At 54.1% G+C, this 23,090-nt stretch carries 19 protein-coding genes; 6 read left to right on the top strand and 13 right to left on the bottom strand.

Annotated elements, in window-relative coordinates:
* Window positions 1–93 precede the first annotated feature (93 nt).
* Window positions 94–1,668, top strand: a complete 1,575-nt coding sequence (rtcR, locus tag GGR95_RS12100; protein WP_184566174.1) for an RNA repair transcriptional activator RtcR — start codon at window positions 94–96, stop codon at window positions 1,666–1,668.
* A gap of 68 nt (window positions 1,669–1,736) precedes the next feature.
* Here rtcR and GGR95_RS12095 read toward each other — a convergent pair whose 3' ends face one another.
* The 8 genes from GGR95_RS12095 to GGR95_RS12055 form a co-directional block, all read right to left on the bottom strand.
* Complete coding sequence (locus tag GGR95_RS12095; RefSeq protein WP_184566172.1) at window positions 1,737–3,131, bottom strand: AMP-binding protein; 1,395 nt, start codon at window positions 3,129–3,131, stop codon at window positions 1,737–1,739.
* A complete protein-coding gene (locus GGR95_RS12090; protein ID WP_184566170.1) occupies window positions 3,128–3,970 on the bottom strand; it encodes a hypothetical protein in 843 nt (280 codons plus the stop codon). Before GGR95_RS12090 ends, GGR95_RS12095 begins: the two co-directional genes overlap by 4 nt.
* Window positions 3,967–5,283: a hypothetical protein gene (locus GGR95_RS12085; protein WP_184566168.1), complete on the bottom strand. Its 1,317-nt coding sequence runs from the start codon at window positions 5,281–5,283 to the stop codon at window positions 3,967–3,969. The genes GGR95_RS12090 and GGR95_RS12085 overlap by 4 nt, the downstream gene beginning before the upstream one ends.
* Window positions 5,280–6,383, bottom strand: a complete 1,104-nt coding sequence (locus tag GGR95_RS12080) for a BtaA family protein (protein ID WP_184566166.1) — start codon at window positions 6,381–6,383, stop codon at window positions 5,280–5,282. The genes GGR95_RS12085 and GGR95_RS12080 overlap by 4 nt, the downstream gene beginning before the upstream one ends.
* On the bottom strand, window positions 6,380–8,773 hold the full coding sequence (locus tag GGR95_RS12075; RefSeq protein ID WP_184566164.1) for a PEP/pyruvate-binding domain-containing protein: 2,394 nt from the start codon (window positions 8,771–8,773) through the stop codon (window positions 6,380–6,382). Before GGR95_RS12075 ends, GGR95_RS12080 begins: the two co-directional genes overlap by 4 nt.
* A complete protein-coding gene (locus GGR95_RS12070) occupies window positions 8,770–9,681 on the bottom strand; it encodes a UbiA family prenyltransferase (protein WP_184566162.1) in 912 nt (303 codons plus the stop codon). Before GGR95_RS12070 ends, GGR95_RS12075 begins: the two co-directional genes overlap by 4 nt.
* Window positions 9,678–10,943: a hydroxymethylglutaryl-CoA reductase gene (locus GGR95_RS12065; protein ID WP_184566160.1), complete on the bottom strand. Its 1,266-nt coding sequence runs from the start codon at window positions 10,941–10,943 to the stop codon at window positions 9,678–9,680. Before GGR95_RS12065 ends, GGR95_RS12070 begins: the two co-directional genes overlap by 4 nt.
* Before the next feature lie 361 nt (window positions 10,944–11,304).
* Entirely contained in the window at window positions 11,305–12,885 is a 1,581-nt protein-coding gene (locus GGR95_RS12055; protein WP_184566157.1) for a lysine--tRNA ligase, read from the bottom strand.
* A 120-nt stretch (window positions 12,886–13,005) separates the two neighbouring features.
* On the opposite strand from GGR95_RS12055, the gene GGR95_RS12050 reads away from it, so the two are divergent.
* Window positions 13,006–13,428 (top strand): tellurite resistance TerB family protein, encoded by a 423-nt coding sequence (locus tag GGR95_RS12050; RefSeq protein ID WP_184566155.1) that lies wholly within the window; start codon window positions 13,006–13,008, stop codon window positions 13,426–13,428.
* Between the two features lie 7 nt (window positions 13,429–13,435).
* On the opposite strand, the gene dacB is transcribed toward GGR95_RS12050, so the two are convergent.
* Window positions 13,436–14,932 (bottom strand): D-alanyl-D-alanine carboxypeptidase/D-alanyl-D-alanine endopeptidase, encoded by a 1,497-nt coding sequence (gene dacB, locus GGR95_RS12045; protein WP_184566153.1) that lies wholly within the window; start codon window positions 14,930–14,932, stop codon window positions 13,436–13,438.
* Between the two features lie 107 nt (window positions 14,933–15,039).
* Here dacB and GGR95_RS12040 point away from each other — a divergent pair, with 107 nt between their 5' ends.
* On the top strand, window positions 15,040–15,843 hold the full coding sequence (locus GGR95_RS12040) for a DMT family transporter (RefSeq protein WP_246423362.1): 804 nt from the start codon (window positions 15,040–15,042) through the stop codon (window positions 15,841–15,843).
* Here GGR95_RS12040 and GGR95_RS12035 read toward each other — a convergent pair.
* From GGR95_RS12035 to GGR95_RS12025, 3 genes are all read right to left on the bottom strand, one after another.
* A complete protein-coding gene (locus tag GGR95_RS12035) occupies window positions 15,826–16,437 on the bottom strand; it encodes a nicotinate-nucleotide adenylyltransferase (protein WP_184566284.1) in 612 nt (203 codons plus the stop codon). The two genes, GGR95_RS12040 and GGR95_RS12035, sit on opposite strands and share 18 nt — an antisense overlap.
* Window positions 16,438–16,511: 74 nt before the next feature.
* On the bottom strand, window positions 16,512–18,062 hold the full coding sequence (locus GGR95_RS12030) for an alanine/glycine:cation symporter family protein (RefSeq protein ID WP_184566149.1): 1,551 nt from the start codon (window positions 18,060–18,062) through the stop codon (window positions 16,512–16,514).
* Between the two features lie 10 nt (window positions 18,063–18,072).
* Complete coding sequence (locus GGR95_RS12025) at window positions 18,073–18,513, bottom strand: universal stress protein (protein WP_184566147.1); 441 nt, start codon at window positions 18,511–18,513, stop codon at window positions 18,073–18,075.
* 375 nt (window positions 18,514–18,888) lie between these two features.
* On the opposite strand from GGR95_RS12025, the gene ettA reads away from it, so the two are divergent.
* From ettA to GGR95_RS12010, 3 genes are all read left to right on the top strand, one after another.
* Window positions 18,889–20,544 (top strand): energy-dependent translational throttle protein EttA, encoded by a 1,656-nt coding sequence (gene ettA / locus GGR95_RS12020; protein ID WP_184566282.1) that lies wholly within the window; start codon window positions 18,889–18,891, stop codon window positions 20,542–20,544.
* 429 nt (window positions 20,545–20,973) lie between these two features.
* Window positions 20,974–21,180 (top strand): cold-shock protein, encoded by a 207-nt coding sequence (locus tag GGR95_RS12015; RefSeq protein ID WP_007117950.1) that lies wholly within the window; start codon window positions 20,974–20,976, stop codon window positions 21,178–21,180.
* Window positions 21,181–21,335: 155 nt separating this feature from the next.
* The gene (locus GGR95_RS12010) at window positions 21,336–21,887 is read left to right on the top strand and encodes a L,D-transpeptidase (RefSeq protein WP_184566145.1); all 552 of its coding nucleotides are present in this window, start codon (window positions 21,336–21,338) and stop codon (window positions 21,885–21,887) included.
* Between the two features lie 190 nt (window positions 21,888–22,077).
* Here the strand turns inward: GGR95_RS12010 and GGR95_RS12005 are convergent, their stop codons facing one another.
* Complete coding sequence (locus GGR95_RS12005) at window positions 22,078–23,070, bottom strand: ABC transporter substrate-binding protein (RefSeq protein ID WP_184566142.1); 993 nt, start codon at window positions 23,068–23,070, stop codon at window positions 22,078–22,080.
* Window positions 23,071–23,090 lie beyond the last annotated feature (20 nt).

Below are 23,090 nucleotides of genomic sequence, written 5' to 3'. Positions count from 1 at the left end.
GCTACTGTAATCACTTGTTAATTACGGAATCTTCAAAATTGCTTACAAAAATACTATCTTGATTTATCGGATGTTATACAAAATAATACACCTATGAAAAAGAACATCGTCATAGGCTTCCTCGGAACGAATCTGGATTCAGGCAAACGGCGCCGCTGGCGCCCTTCCGTTCAGATCGCGCAGCATCCTGATTTCCCGATCGAGCGGCTGGAGCTCATCCATGCGAGCAACTGGACCCATCTGGCAGAGCGGGTCGCCAGAGAGGTCGAGCGGGGCAATCCAGACACTGAAGTCGTCCTGCACCAAATCGACATTGCGGACCCGTGGGATTTTGAAGAAATGTACGGCGCAATGTATGATTTCGCCCAAGGTTATGGCTTTGATGAAGAGCGAGAAGAATATCACGTCCACCTGACGACTGGCACACATGTCGCGCAAATCTGCTGGTTTCTACTCACCGAAGCGCGGCATATCCCAGGGAAGTTGATCCAGACCGGCCCGCCACGTGGTGAGGATGAAGGCACAGGAACGTTGCAGATCGTCGATTTGGATTTGTCCAAATACAATGCACTGCAACAGCGCTTTGATCTGGTTCACAAAGAATACAACACGCTGCTTAAAGGCGGAATAAACACACGCAACGCGGTGTTTAATGCGATGATTGACCGCATGGAGCTGGTCACTTCAAATTCGGATGCGCCGCTATTGTTGATGGGGCCGACGGGCACGGGGAAATCTGATCTTGCCACACGACTGTATGAGTTGAAGCTCCAGCGCCGCCGCATCAAAGGCCGTATGGTGCATGTGAACTGTTCGACCCTGAAAGGTGAGCGTGCGATGTCCACCCTGTTCGGACACCGCCGCCAAGCCATCCCCGGCGCAGGTGCTGATCGACGCGGCCTGCTACAAGAGGCCGATGGCGGCGTTCTGTTCCTAGACGAGATCGACGAGCTTGGACTGGATGAACAAGCAATGATTTTGCATGCCGTCGAAACCGGAAAGTATCTGCCGCTAGGGGCGGATTACGAAGTGACCAGCCGCTTTCATCTGATTGCAGGAGCAGGGCGAGCTTTGGCTGGATTAGTCGCGCAGGGGAAATTCCGTGCTGATCTTTTTGCGCGGCTCAACCTCTGGACCTTCACCCTGCCCGCCTTGCGCGACCGCCCCGAGGATATCGCCCCAAACATTGAATATGAATTGGCGCGGGTCGAAAAATTGATGGGCAACAGCGTCAGCTTTAACACGGATGCATTTACGGCTTACCAAAAGTTCGCCACCGATCCCGGCACACGTTGGCCCGGAAATTTTCGCGATCTAGGTGCGTCGATCCAACGGATGTGCACCCTCGCCCCACGCGGGCGCATCACACTCGCAGCCGTACAAGACGAATTGAAAACACTAGAATCCACATGGCACGACGCCAATGCCGATCCCGACATGCAGCTTTTGACCGCCCATCTGGGTGACTTAGCGCACCAAATCGATGAATTCGACCGCGTGCAACTGGCCGCTGTGATCCGCGTTTGCCAGACCACCCCCAGCCTCAGCGCCGCAGGCCGCCGCCTGTTCGCAGCTTCCCGAGCAAGTAAAACCAGCCGTAACGACGCTGACAGGTTGCGCAAGTACCTCGACAAATTTGGGCTGGACTGGAGCCAATGCCAAAGCTGACAGGAACACTTGCTGGGATCTGTCATAGCGGCAACCATACCCCGCCCATTAATCAGATGGCCAAATACTTAAGCCAATAAAGCATGTAGGGTATTTTTATCCACCTTAGAGCTATGGCGCTTATCAAGCGGAATTTTCGAAATGTGCCGTACATCTGTAATGCCAAAAGCTGCTGCGCGTTTACGCCATGTGCCAATGTGAGCAACGTTGCCCTCAACAACCAATACGGGCCCCTGACTACGCTCTACCATGGCAACCCGCCCTACGCCTTTCCACTTCCGCGCTGTGATCTCAATAGCGAAGGGAAATTGCACACCTTTGTCTGTCACCACCTGATCGCCGACGCGGCCAAGTAGCCAAAGCTGCCCTTGATCGTCGAGATGCCCTGCATCCCCTGTGCGATGCCAAATCATGTTGCCTTCATAGACCTTGGTTTCCACATCACGCGCGGGGTCAAGGTAACCAGTATTCACATGATCACCCGACACTTGAATTTCCATGTCAACAATCCGTAGGCGCACAGCATCCACAGGTCGTCCGACAAACAGGCCATGACCTTGCTCGACCTTGTTCGCATGTGCGATCGGCTCAGCCTCGGTCGAACCGTAAACAGTGGTAATTTTAAGATTTTGCGTGATGCGTTGCAGGTTTTGGACAACATCAGGGAACACGGGCCCACCGCCCGTGAAGATGTGACCGAGTGATCCAGTATCTTCGGCCGCGACCAGCTTTTCGCAAAGCGAGGGGGGCAATAAGGCACGGGTACAATTATTGGCAGTGATCCAAGCGACGAGCGATCCCGGGTCAAGGTCCGCCAGTTTGGACATTTTCCAGTTGGGCAGCACGGAGGTACGCCCTTCGGCCAAATTGATCAGAACAAATACGGGAAAGGTCACAAGGTCGATTTCATCGACTTCGCTGTGCAGCAAGGGTGCGACCGCCTTCCATTGCGCCATCAGAAACGCATGAGTACGCGGGATTGCCTTGGGCGCTCCTGTGGTGCCAGAGGTGAAAGAGATCAGAGCAACACTGTCAGGGTCTGTGACCGCGCATAAAGGGGGAGAATTGCGTCGTTGTTTTGGCGTCAGAAGTTTTGCACGCCAAAGGCGCGGAAGCAGCAGCTTGATCCAAACATAGGGGCCAGTTGCACAAAAGAACTTGGGCTGCGTGGTTTCGATTGCCGTCTTGAGGCCAGCCAGCCCCATTGCAGGTTCCGGCAAAACCACCGTCGCCCCCAAAGACCAAAGCGCTGCAAGTGATGCGTATAGTTCCACACCAATGCCCATCGCAATTAAAACGCGGTCCCCTGCGCGTACACCTTTGGCATGCCAGCCCACCGCATACGCATCGGCCAATTCCTGCACTTTAGAAAACCGGTAAGCTGAACCGTTACCATCGATAAGCGCGATCCTGTCGCGATAATCAACTGCGGCCTGTGCGAATGCGGCAGTAAGGGTCGTCACAAGTTGCGGCCCATCAACGCGTAACGGCGAAAAACATCTGCACCATTCAGCCCAGACCTGACGGCCGACAGGTTGTCGTCATGCATCAGCGCGTGAATAACTGTGTCGAACCCTAACGCTTTGGCGTTGACGTAGAACTGATAAGACAACCAGTGGCCTGCCCCTTTTTGTGAGGAAGCGTAGGTTTTGAGGATCACAGATTTAGGCGCAGGGCCTTCGGCATAATTTGGAATTCCGAACAAGAACCCCACCAAAGCACCCGTCCTATCGCGGGCAAAAAGGATTAGGTCTTGCTTTAGCAACGGCACAACAGGGCGATACATCGCGAGAAAATCCGCAAGGTCTATGTGTTTATAAAACGGGTTGTCTGCGAAAGCGGCGCAAGACAACTCATAGACTTGCGTGAAAAGTTTATCTGGATCTGTTCCATCCCATGCCTCAACGGTGAAAACCTCCGTGTCATCAGGCTTGGGGCCGGGCAATTCAGATAGAGGCGCTGAGGCAGAGAAATACGACGATACAACCTCAAAACCAGCAGCCTTAAACGCGGCTTCGTCGTGGTCGGCACTGCTTGGCTCCATCAAGAATGCCGCCCGTTCGCCGCGATCAGAAATAAGGCGGTAAGCGTGCCACGTATCGCCTTCCATCGGGCCAATCAACGCAGTCGCGCCTTCGGAATGGGCAAGAGTTGCTGCATCTTGCAAAAGCCGCGTGCCAGCCCCTGCCGACGCAAATTTGCATTTGCCGACGGTCGCTACCTTTGAATGTCCGTCCCATACAGGGCCATCAAACCAAATGGTCAGCTGCCCGTCGTCGGTCTTAAGTGTCTCAGTTGTCACGCGCCTATCACCTTTATACCATACCCAAGCCCCGGAACGATCACTGCAAGAAACGTAAGCTTTGCAGCACGGCGAGTATCAAACAACGACGGCCTGAATGACCCGATAACAACCATCATTCCGATTGTTATCGCGCCAGCAAATTTCATATCGCCCGGCCATTGTATCGAAGCCGGATTATAACGCATCAGGAAGCCATAAAGACCAAACAGCCCAACACCCACGACCAGTGTGGCCCCAACACGTACCCAGATTGAAAACGCGCCCAAAGAGACGGCAATTAAGCCCACACAAAGGCCTGCGGACATAAGGCCATAATACATCAGCGCATTCATCCCTGTGATCAGCCCTATGGCCAGCCACCCAAAGCTGGCAAGCGCAACAGCCGCCACAATATCAAGTGCGGGATAAGCCGCTTTGCACGGGCTAAGGCGATGCGCGAAGGCGTGAATGACAAACGCCAGCAAAGGCAAAATTGTATTCTGCGGTGCGGTAACGGTGATCAACAAGAAGGTCGCAATTGTATACACGCGGGCTGCGTGTCCAGTGATCCCCAATCGGGGGGCGACGCGCAAGAATACGACAAGCGCAACCAGAAACACCCCCATCAAAAGAACAAGGCTTTGCCAAGGGCTGTCCATATGGCTTTCAAGAAAGATCATCAGGCCCGTGGGTAGAAAGAAGTTGTCAAACCCACGCCAACTGTCTGCTTCGACAAGCGTGCCGAAGGCTGCAACCATCACCGCCAACAAAATGACGTTGGGGCGGGACACGTCAGACAAAAGCAGCAGACACACCATCGAAATCATCAATGTGATCATGAAGAACGCGGTAGAACCCTCAATCGACTTTTGCCCCTCTTCTACAGTGAAGAATTTACGCCCATAACGGCTTCCCGTTAGGGCGGCGGCGGCGTCGGCTAGGGTTAATGTTGCAATGGGCAAAACGTAGAGAATGGCGTTGCCCTCTGCCAACAGAAACACGGTGCCAACGGCAAGAGCCAAAAGAAGGTCGCCGTATGATTGACGCTCAACCCCGTGCAAGGTTTCACCAATCCCGCCTTTGGAAAAGGCAGGCAAACGCAGGATTGCCATGACGATCAGGGTCAACCCGACTAGCATGTAAACGGGCCAATTGTCTGTGAAAAGCCAAGGGAGCGTCAAAGCATAAAGCCCGGTGCCCATATGAACGAGTTTGCGTTGTACTTCAGGTGAGATATCCCGTGTTTTTGCAAGGCGTTTGACCACTGCCATCAAGCAAAGCAGGACTGCAACGGATGCAAATGCAATGGCGATTTGCAGCAGCTCGCTCACCCCTTAAATTCCTCAATCACAAAGTCGGAATAGAAAAATGCTTTGTCTTGGGCTTTCAGTTGGTCTTCTTTTCCGGTCAGGCCTGTCACCTTTGCGGCAAAGGCAGGCGGGACACGGCGGGGCGCCATCATGTTCCAGTAAACAAGACGGGCTTGGGGATTTGCAGCACTCAGGATTTGGCCGTACACTTTGGTGAAAACATCCGGCGACATATATTCAAAAATATCAGACAGATTGAACCCATCGGCCTTATCACCGTCATCAATGAATGCCTCCAGCGCGCCTTGGCGGATATCCAACCGATCAAGCCTATCGCGGATCGTTGCGTAGTGTTCTACACGCCAAGGCATTGGAACAGCTTCGCCATGTGTACCCTTCAAAATCCAATGTAGATAAGGATTTTGCGACGGGTCACACTCAACAGCCGCGTGTTTGATCCGCCGTGCGACATGTTGCGCTACCGAGCCTTCGACGTGTTCGAAAAACGCCTTATCCCGCCCCATGCGCCCCATCACAAAACGTGAAAAAAAGACGTTTAATAATAGCCGCCAGCGCCATGTATTAAAGCGTTTGTTAAGAAACTCTTGGCGTTCTGCTTTGGGCCTTGAGACGAATATTGCATCAAGGGTTTTCTTTGAATGAACCAGAGGGAGGAGTTTTGTGCGAAAAATGCGAAAATAGCGTTCAAATTTTCCAACACCCCCTGCACCATAGGCAATAACGTCGTCACGTCGTTCCTGCCAAAACGCTTGGGTTTCCGTGTCTAACCCTGCGATGGACCGGTCAAGCAATACACCCCGGCTTGTGCTGGGGCGAGACCCCATCAACTCTAGGAATTCGGGCTGTGAGAGCGCGCGGTACGCGCCGATGCGCAGGTGCAGGCAGGCAATTTGCGCAGGCGACAGATCAACGACGACAACCCGTTCGGGATCAAGGGTCAACATCGCCAAGGCATTATCCCCTGCCGAACAGATCGAGACCAGCGTTTTGCCGGAGTCTTGAGGGAGCGCAGCACATAAAATATCCGCATCCTCCCACAATTGCGCATAACGGATGTGGTCGAACTTTGCTTTCGTTGCAATTTCTGAGCTTTTATTCATGTTTTCTTGACCAGTCCCGTTGCGCCATTCACGTGCAATACATCCCCATCCTCAACCCACTGCGTGGCGCCCTTCAGGCCAACAACGCAGGGAATCCCCAACTCACGCGCCACAATGGCAGAGTGGGACAGCAGCGAGCCACGCTCTACTACAATGGCACTTGCGTTGGAAAATACCGCAATCCAGCCGGGATCCGTGTGGCGGGCGACAAGGATATCACCAGCGTCCAAGCTTTCTGTACGCGGATCACGGATAACACGGGCTTTGGCGGTGACTTGCCCTGCTGAACATCCTGTCGCCGTGCGCGTTTCGCCCGTTTGCATATCCTCAGTCTGGGAATGTGCGGTTGTAGAGGGAAGGATCGCGGGACCGCGCACTTCAATCCGTTCTGGCGGGTCGGCGCGGCTGGCAGACCCGGCGTCTTCGGATTGACGCAACGCGATCAGCCCGCGCACATTCGGCGATAGGCCAAACCCCTCAATCGCGCCCATGATCTCAGAAACGGTCAGGTGGAAAACATCACGGGGTTGATCGATAAGATCACGTGCCGCTAATTCCCGCCCCATCGCCAGGAAAACCTGACGGGCACGTCCGAACAGTCTTGTGCGTTCAAATCGCAGGTTTTCGCGGTCTCTTACACGGGCCTTGGCCCATGTCACAATCCATTTCGCCACGCGGGCCTTTACAGGCTTTCCGCTAAAAATCGCGGCCCAATCTGGTGTTGACGCAACTGCATGTTCCGCTGGCGGGCGCTGCGAACTGGCCGCTATTGCCGAAAGAAGCTGGGTCGCGTCTTGGGTCAGTGGAATAGATTCCAGTTTCAACTCTTCGGTGCAACGGTCCCCGAATTTGGCGAGATAACTGGCAAATTCATCTTTTAGCGCCGGGTGCGTCGCAAATTGCTCAGAGGGAATACCATGCTCAGCCGCGATCCGGCCCATTTTTGCAATGCGTTGCGCGGGTTCAGCGGACACGATATCGCCCTGCCCGATCATCACATCATTATGCAGCAATAGCCCTTCATCCCCTAGCCACCGTTTTAGCAGGTTCCGTGAGGCGCCAAATGCGATCATGCATAAAAAGTCATTGACCAAAGGCGCATCCCAACGGTCCAGCAAGGTGCTCTCAATGCGGCGATACTCCCGACTAAGCTGGGTCGGGTTGGCCGCTTCCAGATCAAGATCACTGTCCAGCGCCGCGTTCAGGCGGGTATAAAAATTGCTTCGGGTTCGTGGCAGGCGCAGCGCCTCGAAAATCAAACGCGCGGCAACAAAGACAAGCTTGGCGTATTCCGTGACCTTCGCAAACCCTTTGGCGGGCGGCGGGCCAATACTGTTGGTCACCTCAGTAGGCATGGGCGTATCTACACCCATCATGGTTTCCATATAGGAACGATTCAACGCAAAACCCGGAAGCAACGCAAGTGCACGATACCAGTTAACAAGGTTGTAATAGACACGCCCATCCACGCGCCCCAGCATGTTCCCAAAGACCGCGCCATTGTCGGAAATGGTTGCTTCTCTGACACCTAAAAGACGGACAAAGGACCGGTAAACGCGGTCATAAACGTGCACGGCAAAGCTGTAGGTCAAAGGAGACACAATGCCCGGATAGCTTTCAACGATGTTGGAATTATCAAATATCGTCAGCGTTGTGTCAGGCACTGCCAAAGGGCGCAGCGCAGTTGTGATTGGACGGGCCTGCAGAATATGCAACCCGTCTGCATCAATCGCCCATTCGATGTCTTGGGGGCTGCCGAATGCAGCTTCGGCCTTGCGCGCCATGTCGACAACGCTTTGAAGTTCTGCATCCGTTAAAATTGGATCACGCGGTGCCGTGATGGTATTGGTAGCAACCCAGCTTTGCCCATCAACTTCGCCACTGACCAACGCATCGCCAAGGCCCTCAACTGCCGAGATGATCACGCAATCGCGGCGTCCGCTGACGGGGTCGGCGCTAAAGGCAACGCCTGACACGCGCGCGTCGATCATTTGCTGGACCACAATAGCGGGAGCTGCGGCGTCACCCCCTGATTTGACCGCGCGGTACGTCGCCACTGTTTCACCAAAGCCTGACGCCCAAACCTTGGCCGCCGCGTCAACGACACCCGCAGCATTGATGTTCAGGAACGTGTCAAACTGACCTGCATGGCTATGCTCTTCACCGTCTTCCGCTTTGCCAGAGGAACGCACAGCATAAGGACCCGAGCCGATGAGTTTGAGCGATTTTGTGACTGATGTTTTCAGTCCCCGCTGCGGTTTACCGTCAGTGAATGCATCTGCTGGGATGACAAAGAAAGCAGGCGGGTTGAACCCTAACTGGGCAAGCCGTGCGAGGGATGCCCCTTTACCCCCAACTTGTGCTGGGTCGGTAATGCCGAATAAAATCATGGCAGCCCTCCTAGGGCAAGTGGGAGGAATCCGGCGGTGGCGTAGCAGCCAAAGACCCATAAGCCTGCGACCGTATCCATCTGCTTTTCGGTTTTTGGGGTTGGGTTAATGGCGTAGCGACGGGCCGCGTAAATACAGAATAAAAACCCAAGGAGCCCGATCAGGATGAAAGCAAGTGGAAAGCCTGTGACGACGCCCACCCCGATCAATAATACCGCTGATACCCCAACAAAACCAAGCCAGATAAAAGCTGCACGCTTTGCCCCCCAAAGTTTGGAATAGGTATCGACCCCGATCCGCTCATTCTCGGGTGACCAAAGTTTACGGCCTATTTCAAGCACACAGCCGTTGGAAAATGACAAGGCAATGAAAATCCACAGTGCAGGCGTGGCTGATCCATGGGGAAGCCATTCAATACCTGTCAGCAGTAAATCGATCAACGGCATGATTGCCATGTGAGACAGCAGGTAGAAGACAGGGCGGGCCTTTAACCAAGCAGGAACACCGAATTCGAATGTCATTGCTGTAAGCCAAGCCCATGTGAGCGCGAGCAACCAGATAAGGCCTGCGCCATGGATCTGGGCGAGGAGGATACCCAAGGGGATCGTCACAGCGCCAAGAGAGACAATCAGGCGAAGCGTCACCAACCCTCGTGGGATCGCACGCTCTGGGCGGTATTTTGCGTCGTCTTCACCGTCCTTCACTTCATCCGCGACACGCATTTGGAAAAACAAAATGAAAACAAGAAAAAAGCCGACAAGGTAGGCCGATAGCGCCGGAAGAGGACGCCCAGACAGCACCGCAGAAAGCGTGATGGAAGCTGCGGAAAAGCAGGCCAGTAGCGGCACGGTTTTCGCCAGTGGGAAACGTTCGGCTTGGTAAATCCACAGACGTTGCAATAGGGTCATCTCAGCCGTGCCAGACTTTGGTGCGCACGGGTAAAATCCCCCGCAGCGATGGCCGCGACAATCGAGATTTCGCCACATAGACAAAGGGCTGCTGTGACCTCGGCCAAAGCGGCCCCGTTACCTGTACCTTTCAAACCCAGAATATTGAGACCCGCACTCTGGCTGGCAAGCCCTGTGCCGCCACCGACCGTGCCAACAAGAATGTTCGGCATGGTTACGGAACAGAACAAATCGTCGCCCCGCGCTTCCATTCGGGTAAAACCAATCGCGCTTTCGGCGACGCAAGCTGCATCTTGGCCTGTGGCGATGTATAGGGCTGCAAGGCCGTTGGCATAATGGGCCTGCGCGCCCATTTGGCCCGACAGCTTGGCCCCCAAATCTGCAATGCGCCCATAGGCAAGCATCTCTTGGGTTGTCGTCCCCAGCGTTTTTTCGATGATCGCAGCAGGCAGAATAACAGAAGCGCTCACTTTGCGGCCCCGCCCTGTCATCAAGCCAAGCGCAGAGGCTTTTTTGTCACCCGAGAAATTACCTTCGATGTACCAGCGATCGATGGGTACGGTGCAATCCGCAACGATTTTTTCGCACAGCGCATGGGTTGCAATCGTGACCATGTTTTGCCCCGACGCATCCCCTGTCGTGTAGCGGCAGATCAAAAACACAACATTGTTGTCGATGACGGGTTCTACAGAAGACAGTTTGCCGTGCTGCGTGGTGCTCTCGGCAGCGCTGCGCAGCGCTTTGATATTTGTAACAACCCATTCGACAAATAGCCCTGCGCTCAGGATATTATCAAAAGTAAAGGCGGGTGTGCGGATCACACCTTCGTACAAGACGGCAGTGCTAATTCCACCTGCCTTGGTTGCTGCATATGCCCCACGCCCATAAGAGGCAACAAGCGCCGCTTCGGTTGTGGCAAGGGGGATATGGTAATCGCGGGCGGCATTTATGCCATTCACGCGCAGTGGCCCAATAACCCCTACGGGCACTTTGACCGTCCCGATATAGTTTTCAATATTGCCGGAATAGCTTTTGGCCGCCGCAAGGCTGGCCGTATCCGCAATCAAATCGCGATCAATATGCGAGGCTGGTCCAATAAGGCGTTCCCAATAGCGCAAAACACTTTTCTCGGTGGCATCTCGCACAGGGCGCAAGGTGCGAAAAGGAGCATCGCAGGCTGCCATCTGCTCACGTAATTTTTCAGGGGTAAACTTCTCACGCAGCCGTTTTAACAACACTTGAACATGGGCGGGAATGGTCACAAACGAGCTCCGATTAACTACATGTTCATCAATAGGCACGGCATATGGCGAAGTCACGGTTTTTCGGGCTGCGGCGCAAACCAGACCTGCTTGAGCCATCAACAGACCGGATAGCCGGATCAACCCTTTCGAACAGACCGACCCAAGGAAAAAACAACAAGGCAACAAATACGTTAAACAACGTGTGAAAGTTATGTGTTTAAGCTCGGTATCTGGTGGATCGGGTCGAGAATGAATCTTTCTGGCTCTGGTGTCCAGATTTTGCAGATGTATTCGCAGGGCATAAAGCCGCTGAGGGTCCTCAACCGTCGCCCGCTTGCGCGACCTTTTAACAAGTCATGCAAGCGAGTGGAGTCCAGCTTTAGGCGGCAGTCAGCTTTCCTGCCAATGCGTCGTCAATCAATGCAATGGTTTCATCGACACCGTAAAGCGCAATAAACCCGCCAAACCGTGGTCCTTGAGACGCGCCAAGAAGTACTTCGTACAGCGCTGTGAACCAATCGCGCAGGGGCTCAAACCGCTCTTTACCGACCGCGAACACCATGGTCTGCAAGGCATCCGCATCCAACCCGCCGTCCCAGACAGCCAGTTGCGCGCGCAAATCTTCCAGTGCCTCACGCTCCAGATCGCTGGGCGCGCGGAACACTTTGGTCGGTTTCACAAAATCATTGTAATACCGCACCGCATAACCCGCTGCCGCATCCATACCGGGATGTGTCTGCGCCGTGGCTTCTGGTGCATAGCGTTGGATAAAGCCCCATAGTTGCGCTTTGTCCTCAGCCGAGGAGACAGAGGCAAGGTTGAGCAACATCGAGAACGGCACAACCATATCAGACTTTGGTACATCACCGCTGTGAATGTGCCAGACGGGGTTGTTCAACTGCGCTTTGATGTCCTGCGTCTCATAGGCGCGCAGTTGTTGGTGATATTCATCCACCGCTTTGGGGATCACATCGAAATACATGCGCTTTGCCGTCTTCGGCTTGAGATACATGAAATACGACAGTGATTCAGCGGAGGCGTATGTCAGCCATTCGTCAATCGACAAACCATTGCCCGAAGTTTTAGAAATCTTGTGACCATCTTGGTCCAGAAACAACTCATAGCTGAAATGCTCTGGCGCGCGGGCGCCCAGAATACGACAAATCGAATCGTAAATTGGCGTATTGGTGGAATGGTCTTTGCCATACATCTCAAAATCCACACCCAACGCCGCCCAACGTGCGCCGAAATCAGGCTTCCATTGCAGCTTCACATTGCCGCCTGTGACGGGCAGCGTCATTTCTTCGCCCTCGGGCGTGTCAAAGGTGATGGTGCCCGCTTTGGCATCCACGGATTTCATAGGCACATACATCACGCGGCCCGTGTCAGGGTGGATTGGCAAAAAGATCGAATACGTCTGACGGCGCTCTTCGCGCAGAGACTTGAGCATGACGGCCATGATTTCGTCGTACTTCTCGGCGGCACGCATCAGAATTTCATCAAACTGGCCTGTGCCGTAAAACTCTGTAGCTGAATAAAACTCGTATTCAAACCCGAAAGTATCCAGAAAACGGCGCAGCATCGCGTTGTTATGATGGCCAAAACTCTCATGAGTGCCAAACGGATCAGGCACAGAGGTCAGCGGCTTTTGCAAATGCTCGGTCAGTGCATCAGCGTCTGGCACATTGCTGGGCACCTTACGCATGCCGTCCAGATCATCAGAAAAACAGATCAGCCGCGTTGGAATATCACTGATCGCCTCAAAGGCGCGGCGGATCATTGTGGTGCGGGCAACCTCTCCAAAGGTACCAATATGCGGGAGGCCTGATGGGCCATATCCGGTTTCAAACAACACATATCCCTTTTCAGGCACCTTACCATTGAAACGTTTGAGCACGCGGCGCGCTTCTTCAAAAGGCCACGCTTTGCTTTGCATTGCTGCATCCCGCACTTCAGACATATCAAACTTCCCGAAAATTACACCAGCGCCCTATCGCGCAGTTGTGGCTTCATCTATTGTGCAAGACCCGTGGCGTCAATATTCTGCTGGGGAACCAGCGCTGTGCAAAGGACATATATAATGACAAACGACACATCTCTCGCCCTGAGCACTCAAGACTGCCTTGTCGCGGTTATGGTTGCAGTCTCTGCCTCGGATGGCGACATTGGCACAACCGAGCTGATCAAAATCCAATCTGCGGTGAACCTGCTGCCCATTTTTGCCGACTTCGACGTGGACCGTATTAAACCCGTCAGCCAGATGGTCTTTGACCTGTTTGAGCAAGAAGACGGGCTGGACGCATTGTTCGGACTTATTCGCGAGGCCCTGCAAGACCGCTTTAACGAAACGGCCTATGCACTGGCATGTGATGTTGCCGCTGCCGATGGCACGCTGGAGGAAGCAGAACTGCGCCTGCTAGAAGAAATCCGCTATGAGCTGAACATCGACCGTCTGCATGCAGCCGCGATCGAGCGTGGCGCAAGGGCGCGTCACCTCTCCTAAGCAGGTGTTAGGCGGCGTAAAGCCCCGCCCAACGCTCAATCAATTGTTGCTGCATACGCTTTGCACGCCTGTTCCAGCTCACCCCGCCGGGGGGGCCTTCGCGCTCAGCGCGGCTCAGGGTTGCGCGAATGCTCTCATCTGCTGCGAAAATCGCAAAAGCCATTTCCGTTCCGTCAGGTGCAGTCAGATAGCCCGCCAAGGATGACACAAAGTTAAGCGTGCCTGTCTTGGCATCTGCTTTGACCGGATGGTTTTTGAGCACTTTGCGGTTGTCATCGCGCATGGCAACGGGCTTGAGGATATCGCGCAGCCCCTCCCTGTGCACTTTCAGCAAGACAGTAACCATATCACTGGCTGTCACGCGGCTATCATCCCCAAGCCCCGAGTGATCTACCAGCGCTGTGTTTTTCATGCCCAAATTGGCTTGCGCCCATTGGTTCATCACATGTGCCGATGCCTTCAGGCTGTCGGGTTTGCCCCCTCGCGCCGTGGTGGCCGCAAGTCCGACCATCTCGGCGGTTAGGTTCGTGGACCATTTCAACATGTCTCGCAAAATCCTGCGCAGATCGGCGCTTTGGTTGCGAACGATAATCTCGCCTCCCGCAGGTAGGCTTTGGACCATCTTGGGCGCACCCAGCTTGATCCCCTGCGCACTGGCAAGCGTCTGGAACACCTCGCCCGCATATAGCCCCGGCTTGCGCACAGGCAACCAGCGTGACCCACTGCCACCTAATGCGCCACGCGCAACTGTCCACGCATCTTTGCCGTCGCGATCCTCGTAAGTATAAACAGGGCTGGCACGGTCCCTGATCTGCATCGCAGCCACACGCACGGCAGGACGGTATTTGTCAGAGCGCCCCTCCATCGTAATGGAATAATTACCGCTGACGCGTTTCCATTCAAAATGAACACGGTTGTAGTTCAGCGACAGACCCGAAACACCGGGGTTATAGCCAACCTGATCGGGTTGCGCCGCATCAATGCGCGGCAGAACAGGCAAGCCCGCTTCGTATACTTTAAACCCGCCGCGCACAGCCTTCACGCCCGCAGTCTTCAGATTGGCCGCCATCGTGGCCAGCGTATCCGTATCCAATGTTGGGTCACTGCCGCCCACCAGCAGCAGATCGCCCATGATCTCACCTGCTACGATGCCACCTGTCGCCACCAACTGCGTCTCAAAGCGATGCCCCGCTCCCAAAGCATCCAGCGCATAAAGCGCGGTAATGGCTTTCGCCACACTGGCAGGTGGTCGGGCGGTGTCAGCCGCTTCGCTTTCGCGCCGCGCACCGGTCTTCACATCCGCGACAACAAAGGAGACTTTGCCCGTCAGTCGGGCTTCCTTCAAAATATCTTCGACACTTAGGATCGCACGTTTGAACAGGTCATCGCCGCGCATCACAGGCCGCAAAGATGCCTCCGGCGGGGCAGCAGCGGCCGACGTTCCAACAAAACAAGCTGCCGCAGCAGAACCTAAAAAATACCGTCGAGAAAGCATATGTGTCATATGCCCTGATTACCCCAAGACGCGCCCACCCCACAAGCATTCATATACCCCTTTCACGCCGCCAGCGGCCAGTGTAAGCGATAACCATGCAACGTGCCGTTCTCATTATGTTTATTGCCATGTCCCTGATCCCTGCGGGGGACAGCGCGGGTAAGTTATTGATGGGCTCACATGGCGTTACTCCGCTTTTTGTGGCGTGGTCGCGTTTTGTGGTGGGTGCGGTTCTGATTTTGCCGCTTGTACCGCGGGGCGCTTTCCGCCTCTTGCGAGACTGGCGCATCTGGGTTCGAGCCTCACTTCTCGCTGCAGGCATCAGTTGTATCCAGACAGCCTTACAAACCGAAGAAGTCGCAACCGTCTTTGGTGCTTTCTTTGTTGGTCCTCTCATCAGCTATGTTCTGGCAACCATTTTTCTACGCGAACCTGTCACGCCCCTGCGCTCTGTTCTGGTCTTGTTGGGGTTCATAGGTGTGCTGATTGTTGTACGCCCCGGATTTGACGCTAATTTGGGCCTGCTTTGGGCTGTGGCAGCAGGGACGTTTTATGGCATTTTTCTAACCATGTCGCGGTGGCTTGGCCATCTGGGCACACCTATGGAAATGACCCTTACACAACTCGTCATCGCAGCAATCTTGCTCACCCCGATTGGCTTAAGCCAAATTCCTATGCCCTCACTTCCTGTGATTGCCCTGACTATCACATCGGGGGTCTGCTCCATGCTGGGTAACTTATTGCTGCTCTACGCCTATAAACATGCACCAGCATCGCGCATTGCGCCGTTGGTTTACTTTCAACTGGTGGCAGCCGTCGGTCTGGGCTGGCTGATATTTGCGGAATTGCCCGACCTGTGGACATGGGTAGGCATGGCCGTGATCCTGACAGCGGGCCTCGCTTCAGCCAGATTGCGCTGACCACTCCCCCGCTGCACGTATCGCAGAGGAGGACACATCCTTCATCGGCACATTCACAAAGCACCATGCAGGGGCATCGGCCTGCGCCAACCGCTGGCTATACCGCCCCGGTATGCGGTAGGGCGCATAAAGCGTCGCGGTGCGACTCATCCGTGCGGAAATGCGCTGACCCGGACGGGCAAGAATGCCCATAGGCACGGTTTGCGCGATCTCTTGCCAGTCTTGCCAAAGATGAAACTGCGCCAAATTATCAGCCCCCATCAGCCAGATAAACCGCTGTTTGGGATATAGCCTGCGCAATGCGCGCAGTGTTTGTGCCGTGTACCGCGTACCCAACCGTTCTTCGATCCCTGTCACCTGCACGCGAGGGTGGTCAATGACCGCCTGCGCCTGCGCAATGCGTTGATCCATTGGCGCAGGGCCGTGTGCTTTTAACGGGTTGCCCGGACTCACCAGCCACCACACCTGATCCAAGCCGAACCGCTTGAGCGCTTCGCGCGTGATATGGGCGTGCCCTGCATGCGCAGGATCAAACGACCCGCCCAAAAGGCCGATCACCTGACCAGCGGCAGCATATGGAATATCATGGCGCAAAATGAAAACGGCCCCCAAGGTTTCTCAGGGGCCGAAAGGACGGGATAGCCTGCCAAATGTCAATCAAATCAAGCTTATTGTTCGTGCTTGACGATCTCGCCAGACTTCAGGCGACCAAAATAGCTGTTCATCTCACGCTTGACGATTGGCATGAGGAAGTACAGCGCAGTGATGTTCACAACAGCCATCGCAAAGATCATCGCATCAGAGAAGTCGATGACCGCCCCCAATTGTGCAGCAGCACCGACGATGATGAAGAAGCAAAAGATCACTTTGAACGTCATTTCAGTCTTTTTGCCTTCGCCAAACAGGTAGGTCCAAGCCTTGAGACCATAGTAGGACCAACTGATCATTGTAGAGAAGGCAAACAACACCACAGCAACAGCCAGCACATATGGGAACCAGCTAAAGCCAGTCGCAAATGCCGCAGAAGTGAGTGCTACGCCAGAAGAACCATCAATTGTTTTGATCGCTGTACCTGCTTCATTCAACACAAAGTTACCCGTTGCTGGGTCCACAACCAAAACGCCCGAAATGGTGATAACCAGCGCCGTCATGGTACAGATTACAACCGTATCGATGAACGGCTCCAGCAGGGAAACGACACCCTCTGTCACAGGTTCTTTGGTCCGTACGGCAGAGTGCGCAATCGCAGCCGAGCCAACACCCGCCTCGTTTGAGAATGCCGCCCGTTTGAAGCCTTGGATCAGCGCACCAACAAAACCGCCAGCAACGCCAAGACCCGTAAAGGCACCAGCAAAGATTTGACCAAACGCCCAGCCAATCTGATCATAGTTCACAATCAGAATGATCAGAGCCGCAAGAACATACAATACCCCCATGAATGGCACGATCTTTTCGGTGACATTGGCGATGGATTTGATCCCGCCAGCGATCACCGCAAAAACGATAGCCGCAAAAATCACACCTGTGATCACTCCGCTAAAATCACCGGTAATCTGCGTAATCTGAGCATGTGCTTGGTTCGCTTGGAACATGTTCCCGCCGCCCAAGGCACCACCGATGGTAAAGATAGCAAAGATCACGGCCAAAACCTTACCGCCGGGCAGGCCACGTTCCTTAAAGCCCTTGGTCATGTAATACATGGGACCACCCGAAACCGTGCCGTCAGCGTATTCGTTGCGGTATTTCACACCCAACGTACATTCGGTGAACTTGGACGCCATACCCAGCAGACCCGCCACAATCATCCAGAAGGTCGCGCCGGGGCCGCCGATGCCCACAGCCACAGCAACACCCGCGATGTTACCCAGACCAACTGTACCCGAAAGTGCCGTTGTTAGAGCCTGAAAATGGCTAACTTCACCTGCGTCATTGGGGTCCGTGTAATCCCCTTTGACCAGACTGATTGCGTGACCGAATGCTTTGATCTGGATAAAACCGAAATAGACTGTAAAGATCGTAGCGGCGACAACCAACCAAAGCACAATCCACGGAAACGCAGTTCCGGGCAGCGGCGCAAAGATTAGGTTCACAAACCAGCCCGTTGAGCTGGCAAAGATGTCGTTTACTTTCTGGTCAAAGGATACCGCTTCTTGGGCGGCAGCAAGTGTGGGAAGGCTCAGCGCTGTGGCCGCGATCCCGCTTGTGATAAATCGTTTCATATCTGTCCCCTTATGGAATCACGGTGATCGGCACTGTGGATGCAGCCACCAGCCGCCCCGTCACGCCGCCAAACAGCCGCTCTTTCATGTTCCGCTCGCCCATGCGGCCCACAACGATCTGCGAAGCTTCGCGCTTCTTGGCCAGCCCCTCAAGGATTTCAGCCACGTCACCGTGTCTAACGATCCCCTCAACAGAACATCCTTCCGCCTCGGCCTCCTGCACAGCAGGTCCGACAACCCGCTCATGCGCGAGGTTCAGTTCCTCTTCGCGGCGGGCGTGGCGTTTTTCGTTTTCTTCGGCCGTTTGAAAGCTGAAGGGCGACCATTCGATGACATAGACCAAAAGAATATGGCAATCACCGATCAGTTTGGCACGGGTTTTGGCGAAATCCAGCGCGCGTTTACCCGCGTCAGATCCATCCAACCCCACGATCATTGTGGTTTGAGACATTATTGTTTCCCCATGTATATCGACCGCATTAAACTGCAGTCTGGTTTGCCCTTGGTCGTAGTTAAAAGAATCGCCAAGGGATCGGATCAGCCTATCAAATCAGGCTGCGACAATTTGACTTAAATTTTCTAAATCCTAGGAAAAAGAACCAAAATTTAGGTCAATCAACACGCATCCGCGCTGTGAGCACCTCCATTCCGCTGAGACAGATTTCGTGCAAACACTCTGGCAAGCCAGCCGGATCATATCAAAAGTGGAGGATGCAAAGGCATCAAGATCAGGCGCGGCTTGGCCAATCAGGCCCAGCTACCGTTGATCTTGTACGGTCTGACAGATATTGCAAAGCAAATTATGACACGCACGAGGAGTCGCGCCATGGCCGCTTATCAATACGTCTATCACATGCAAGGGGTCTCCAAGACCTATCCCGGCGGGAAAAAATGCTTTGAAAACATCCACCTGAACTTCCTTCCCGGTGTGAAAATCGGTGTTGTCGGCGTCAACGGCGCAGGCAAATCAACCCTGATGAAAATCATGGCGGGCATGGACAAAGACTTCACGGGCGAGGCTTGGGTCGCTGAAGGTGCACGTGTTGGCTACCTTCCGCAGGAGCCAAAGCTGGATGAAACGCTGACTGTGCGTGAAAATGTGATGCTGGGCGTGGCGAATAAAAAGGCCATTTTGGATCGCTACAATGAGTTGGCGATGAACTACTCGGATGAAACCGCCGATGAGATGGCTGCGCTGCAAGACCAGATCGACGCCGAAAACCTCTGGGACCTCGACAGTCAGATCGACGTGTCGCTAGAGGCCCTGCGCTGCCCACCAGATGACGCGAACATCGCCGATCTGTCAGGCGGTGAAGCCCGCCGTGTGGCTTTGTGTAAACTGCTGCTTGAAGCGCCAGAAATGCTGCTTCTCGATGAACCGACCAACCACCTTGACGCCGAAACCATCGCGTGGCTTCAACAGCACCTCATAGCCTACAAAGGCACGATCCTGATCGTTACCCACGACCGTTATTTTCTGGATGACATCACCACCTGGATTCTGGAACTGGACCGTGGCCGCGGCATCCCGTGTGAGGGCAACTATTCCGACTGGCTGGAGCAAAAAGCAAAACGCCTGTCACAGGAATCGCGCGAAGACAAATCGCGTCAGAAAACGCTGGAACGCGAGCTGGAGTGGATGCGCCAAGGTGCCAAAGCCCGTCAATCCAAATCCAAAGCGCGGATCAAATCCTACAACGAGATGGCAGATCAGTCCGAGCGCGAAAAACTGGCAACAGCCCAGATCGTTATTCCGAACGGTCAGCGCCTCGGCTCCAAAGTGATGGATGTCGAAGGCCTGACCAAAGCCATGGGTGATAAGCTTCTGGTCGAAAACCTCAGCTTCTCTCTGCCACCCGGTGGTATTGTCGGCGTGATCGGCCCCAACGGTGCAGGCAAATCGACACTGTTCAAAATGCTGACAGGTCAAGAACAGCCTGACGCAGGCACCATCGAAGTCGGCAACACGGTTCAGCTCTCCTATGTGGATCAGTCCCGCGATGACCTGAACGCGGATGATAACGTCTGGCAGGCTATCACCGGCGGTGCCGAACTCATCCAGCTTGGCGATGCCGAGGTGAACTCGCGCGCCTATTGCTCGTCGTTCAACTTTAAGGGTGGCGATCAGCAAAAAAAAGTCGGCCTGCTGTCAGGTGGGGAACGCAACCGCGTCCACATGGCCCGTCTGCTGAAATCAGGTGGCAACGTTCTGCTGCTCGATGAACCTACAAACGATCTTGACGTTGAAACTCTGCGCGCCCTCGAAGACGCGCTGGTAGACTTCGCCGGTTGCGCGGTGGTCATCTCTCACGACCGCTTCTTCCTTGACCGTATCTGTACCCACATCCTTGCCTTTGAAGGCGATGCACACGTGGAATGGTTTGAAGGCAACTTTGAAGACTACGAAGAAGACAAAAAGCGTCGTCTTGGTGCCGATGCGCTGGAGCCAAAGCGCCTGAAGCACAAGAAATTCATGCGCTAAAGCGACCAAAGCGGGGTGTCTATTTTGGACGCCCCGCGACCCAAACCATGTCAGCGCCTCAAACATTGACAGATTCGGAAACAATCCCGAGCTATGCATACTTTGCGCGTTTTTCTGCCGTTAAAAAAATTTCTGAAACCGTTAACAACTGGTTAATGCGCCTCAAGTCATCCAAATTATTTATTATATTGCAATACTCTAGACGCCGTTCTTCGCGCAGGTAATCCACTTCGTTTTGGATGGCAGCGCCCTGCCGACTTTCCCCATCAGACTTGAAATTCGGGGGTTTTTATGCCATATCTGAGACTGCGAACGTTATCTATATCTAGACCACTGTCTCCGCTTCCGCGTTCAGTCTCTCGATTACAGACCGACCAAGCCGGGCCATCGCACACCGCGGATGGCATCTATCTACTAGGAGACTACGGAATGGCTACTGGCACCGTAAAATGGTTTAACACAACTAAAGGCTTCGGCTTTATCGCACCCGATGGTGGCAGCAAAGATGTATTTGTACACATCTCCGCTGTTGAGCGCGCAGGCCTGACTGGTCTTGCCGACAACCAAAAAGTTACTTTCGACATCGAAGCTGGCCGTGACGGCCGTGAGTCCGCGACAAACATCGCACTCGCATAAGTTGCGCCTTGGCGCTTAATGTAGCGCCAGAGCATCGCTACACGAAAATTTGACCGGCCATTCGCTATCGAATGGCCGGTTTTTTCGTTCAGGGCTTGAATTTCCGGCTGATGTTTGGACAGTAGGTTAATCCCAAGCTGCACAAGGATACCAGTATGCTCCGTCGTTCATTCATCGCAAGTTCACTTGCTGCCACCGCTTTCCCACAAATCGCTTCCGCTCAGGCTGCCGCCTTTGACCCCACGCCCCAAATCGTTCGGGTCAAAAAGCAGTATCAAGTAGGCGAATTGCTCATTCTGCCTCGGAGCTACTATCTCTATTTCGTCACAGCCCCCGGTCAAGCCATGCGTTACGGCGTTGGTGTCGGCAAAGCCGGTCTGGAATTTACCGGAACCGCGACGATCTCAGTGAAAAAAGAATGGCCCACATGGCGCCCTACAAACGAGATGATCGCACGTGATCCAAAAGCATACGGTCGCTTTATCGGCAACACAGATGCCCAGCCAGGTGGCCCGACCAACCCCCTCGGTTCGCGCGCTCTCTACCTCTTCCAAGGGGGCCGTGACACGTACTTCCGCATCCATGGAACCACAGTAAAAAGCTCAATCGGGCGTTCTGTCTCAAACGGCTGCATTCGCATGCTGAACCCCCACGTCCAAGATTTGTACAAACGTGTACCGCTTGGCACAAAAGTGACAGTTCTCTAAGAGAGAATGTTTTCAGGGGGCAGGCCAATATAACTGCCCTGCCCCCTCATTATTGCTGCACAAGAATGCCCAACTGATACAGATCATTTTGCATTTCTGCGTCAGACGCATTATTGCAGCTCCCTGATACGCATGAACACAAAAGGCCAGCGCATATGCACTGGCCTTTTACGTACAAATAGACTGCCTTTTACTTCAAAGCAGCATCAGTGATTACAGATGTCCACGCACCTTCAGGCTGCTTGGTGATCACCGGATCAGAACCGCCAGCCAACAGCGTATCAACCGTGCGCTGATAGTCGGCCTCTGCCAATGCACCGTTTGACCCTGCCGTCAGCTTCGCAACCTCTTGCATCATGCGCACCTGTGCCTCTTCGGATTGCGCACCCGTTTCATCGTTTTCGATGATGATCGCGCCAGCCTCTTCGGCATTTTCTTCGGCGTATTTCCAACCCTTCATAGACGCACGTACAAAGCGGGTCATTTTATCGACGAACACCGGATCATTCAGGTTATCTTCCAAAACCCACATGCCATCTTCCAGCGTGGCAACACCCTGATCTTCGTATTTAAAGGTGATCAACTCATCCGGATTTACACCTGCATCCAGAACCTGACCATATTCATTATACGTCATCGTCGAAATACACGCCGCTTCGCGCTGCAACAGCGGGTCCACGTTAAAGCCTTGCTTGAGCACGGTCACACCGTCCTCGCCGCCATCTGTGCTGATGCCTTCTTTCGACATCCAGCTCAGGAAGGGGTATTCGTTGCCAAAGAACCAAACACCAATAGTCTGCCCCTTAAAGTCTTCGACACCCGTGATGCCAGAATCTTTCCAACACGTCAGCATCAAGCCAGACGTTTTGTAAGGCTGTGCAATGTTCACAACGGGCAAACCCTTTTCGCGCGCAGCCAATGCGGAGGGCATCCAGTTCAACATCACATCAGCGCCGCCGCCAGCCAATACTTGCGGCGGGGCGATATCAGGGCCACCGGGCAGGATCGTGACATCCAGACCTTCTGCTTCGTAGAAACCCTTGTCTTGCGCTACATAATATCCCGCAAATTGCGACTGAGTAACCCACTGCAATTGTAATGTGACTTCATTCGCCTCATCAGCAATCGCCGGAGCGGCCGTCATCGCGGTGGCACATGCTGCCACCATCATAAAATTCTTCATCGTTTGACCTCCAAGTCAGT

This window comes from Sulfitobacter undariae (assembly GCF_014196805.1).
GTDB classification, from domain to species: domain Bacteria; phylum Pseudomonadota; class Alphaproteobacteria; order Rhodobacterales; family Rhodobacteraceae; genus Sulfitobacter; species Sulfitobacter undariae.
The sequence above is the reverse complement of the archived record's forward strand: the minus strand, read 5'-3'. Positions and strand labels throughout refer to the sequence as shown.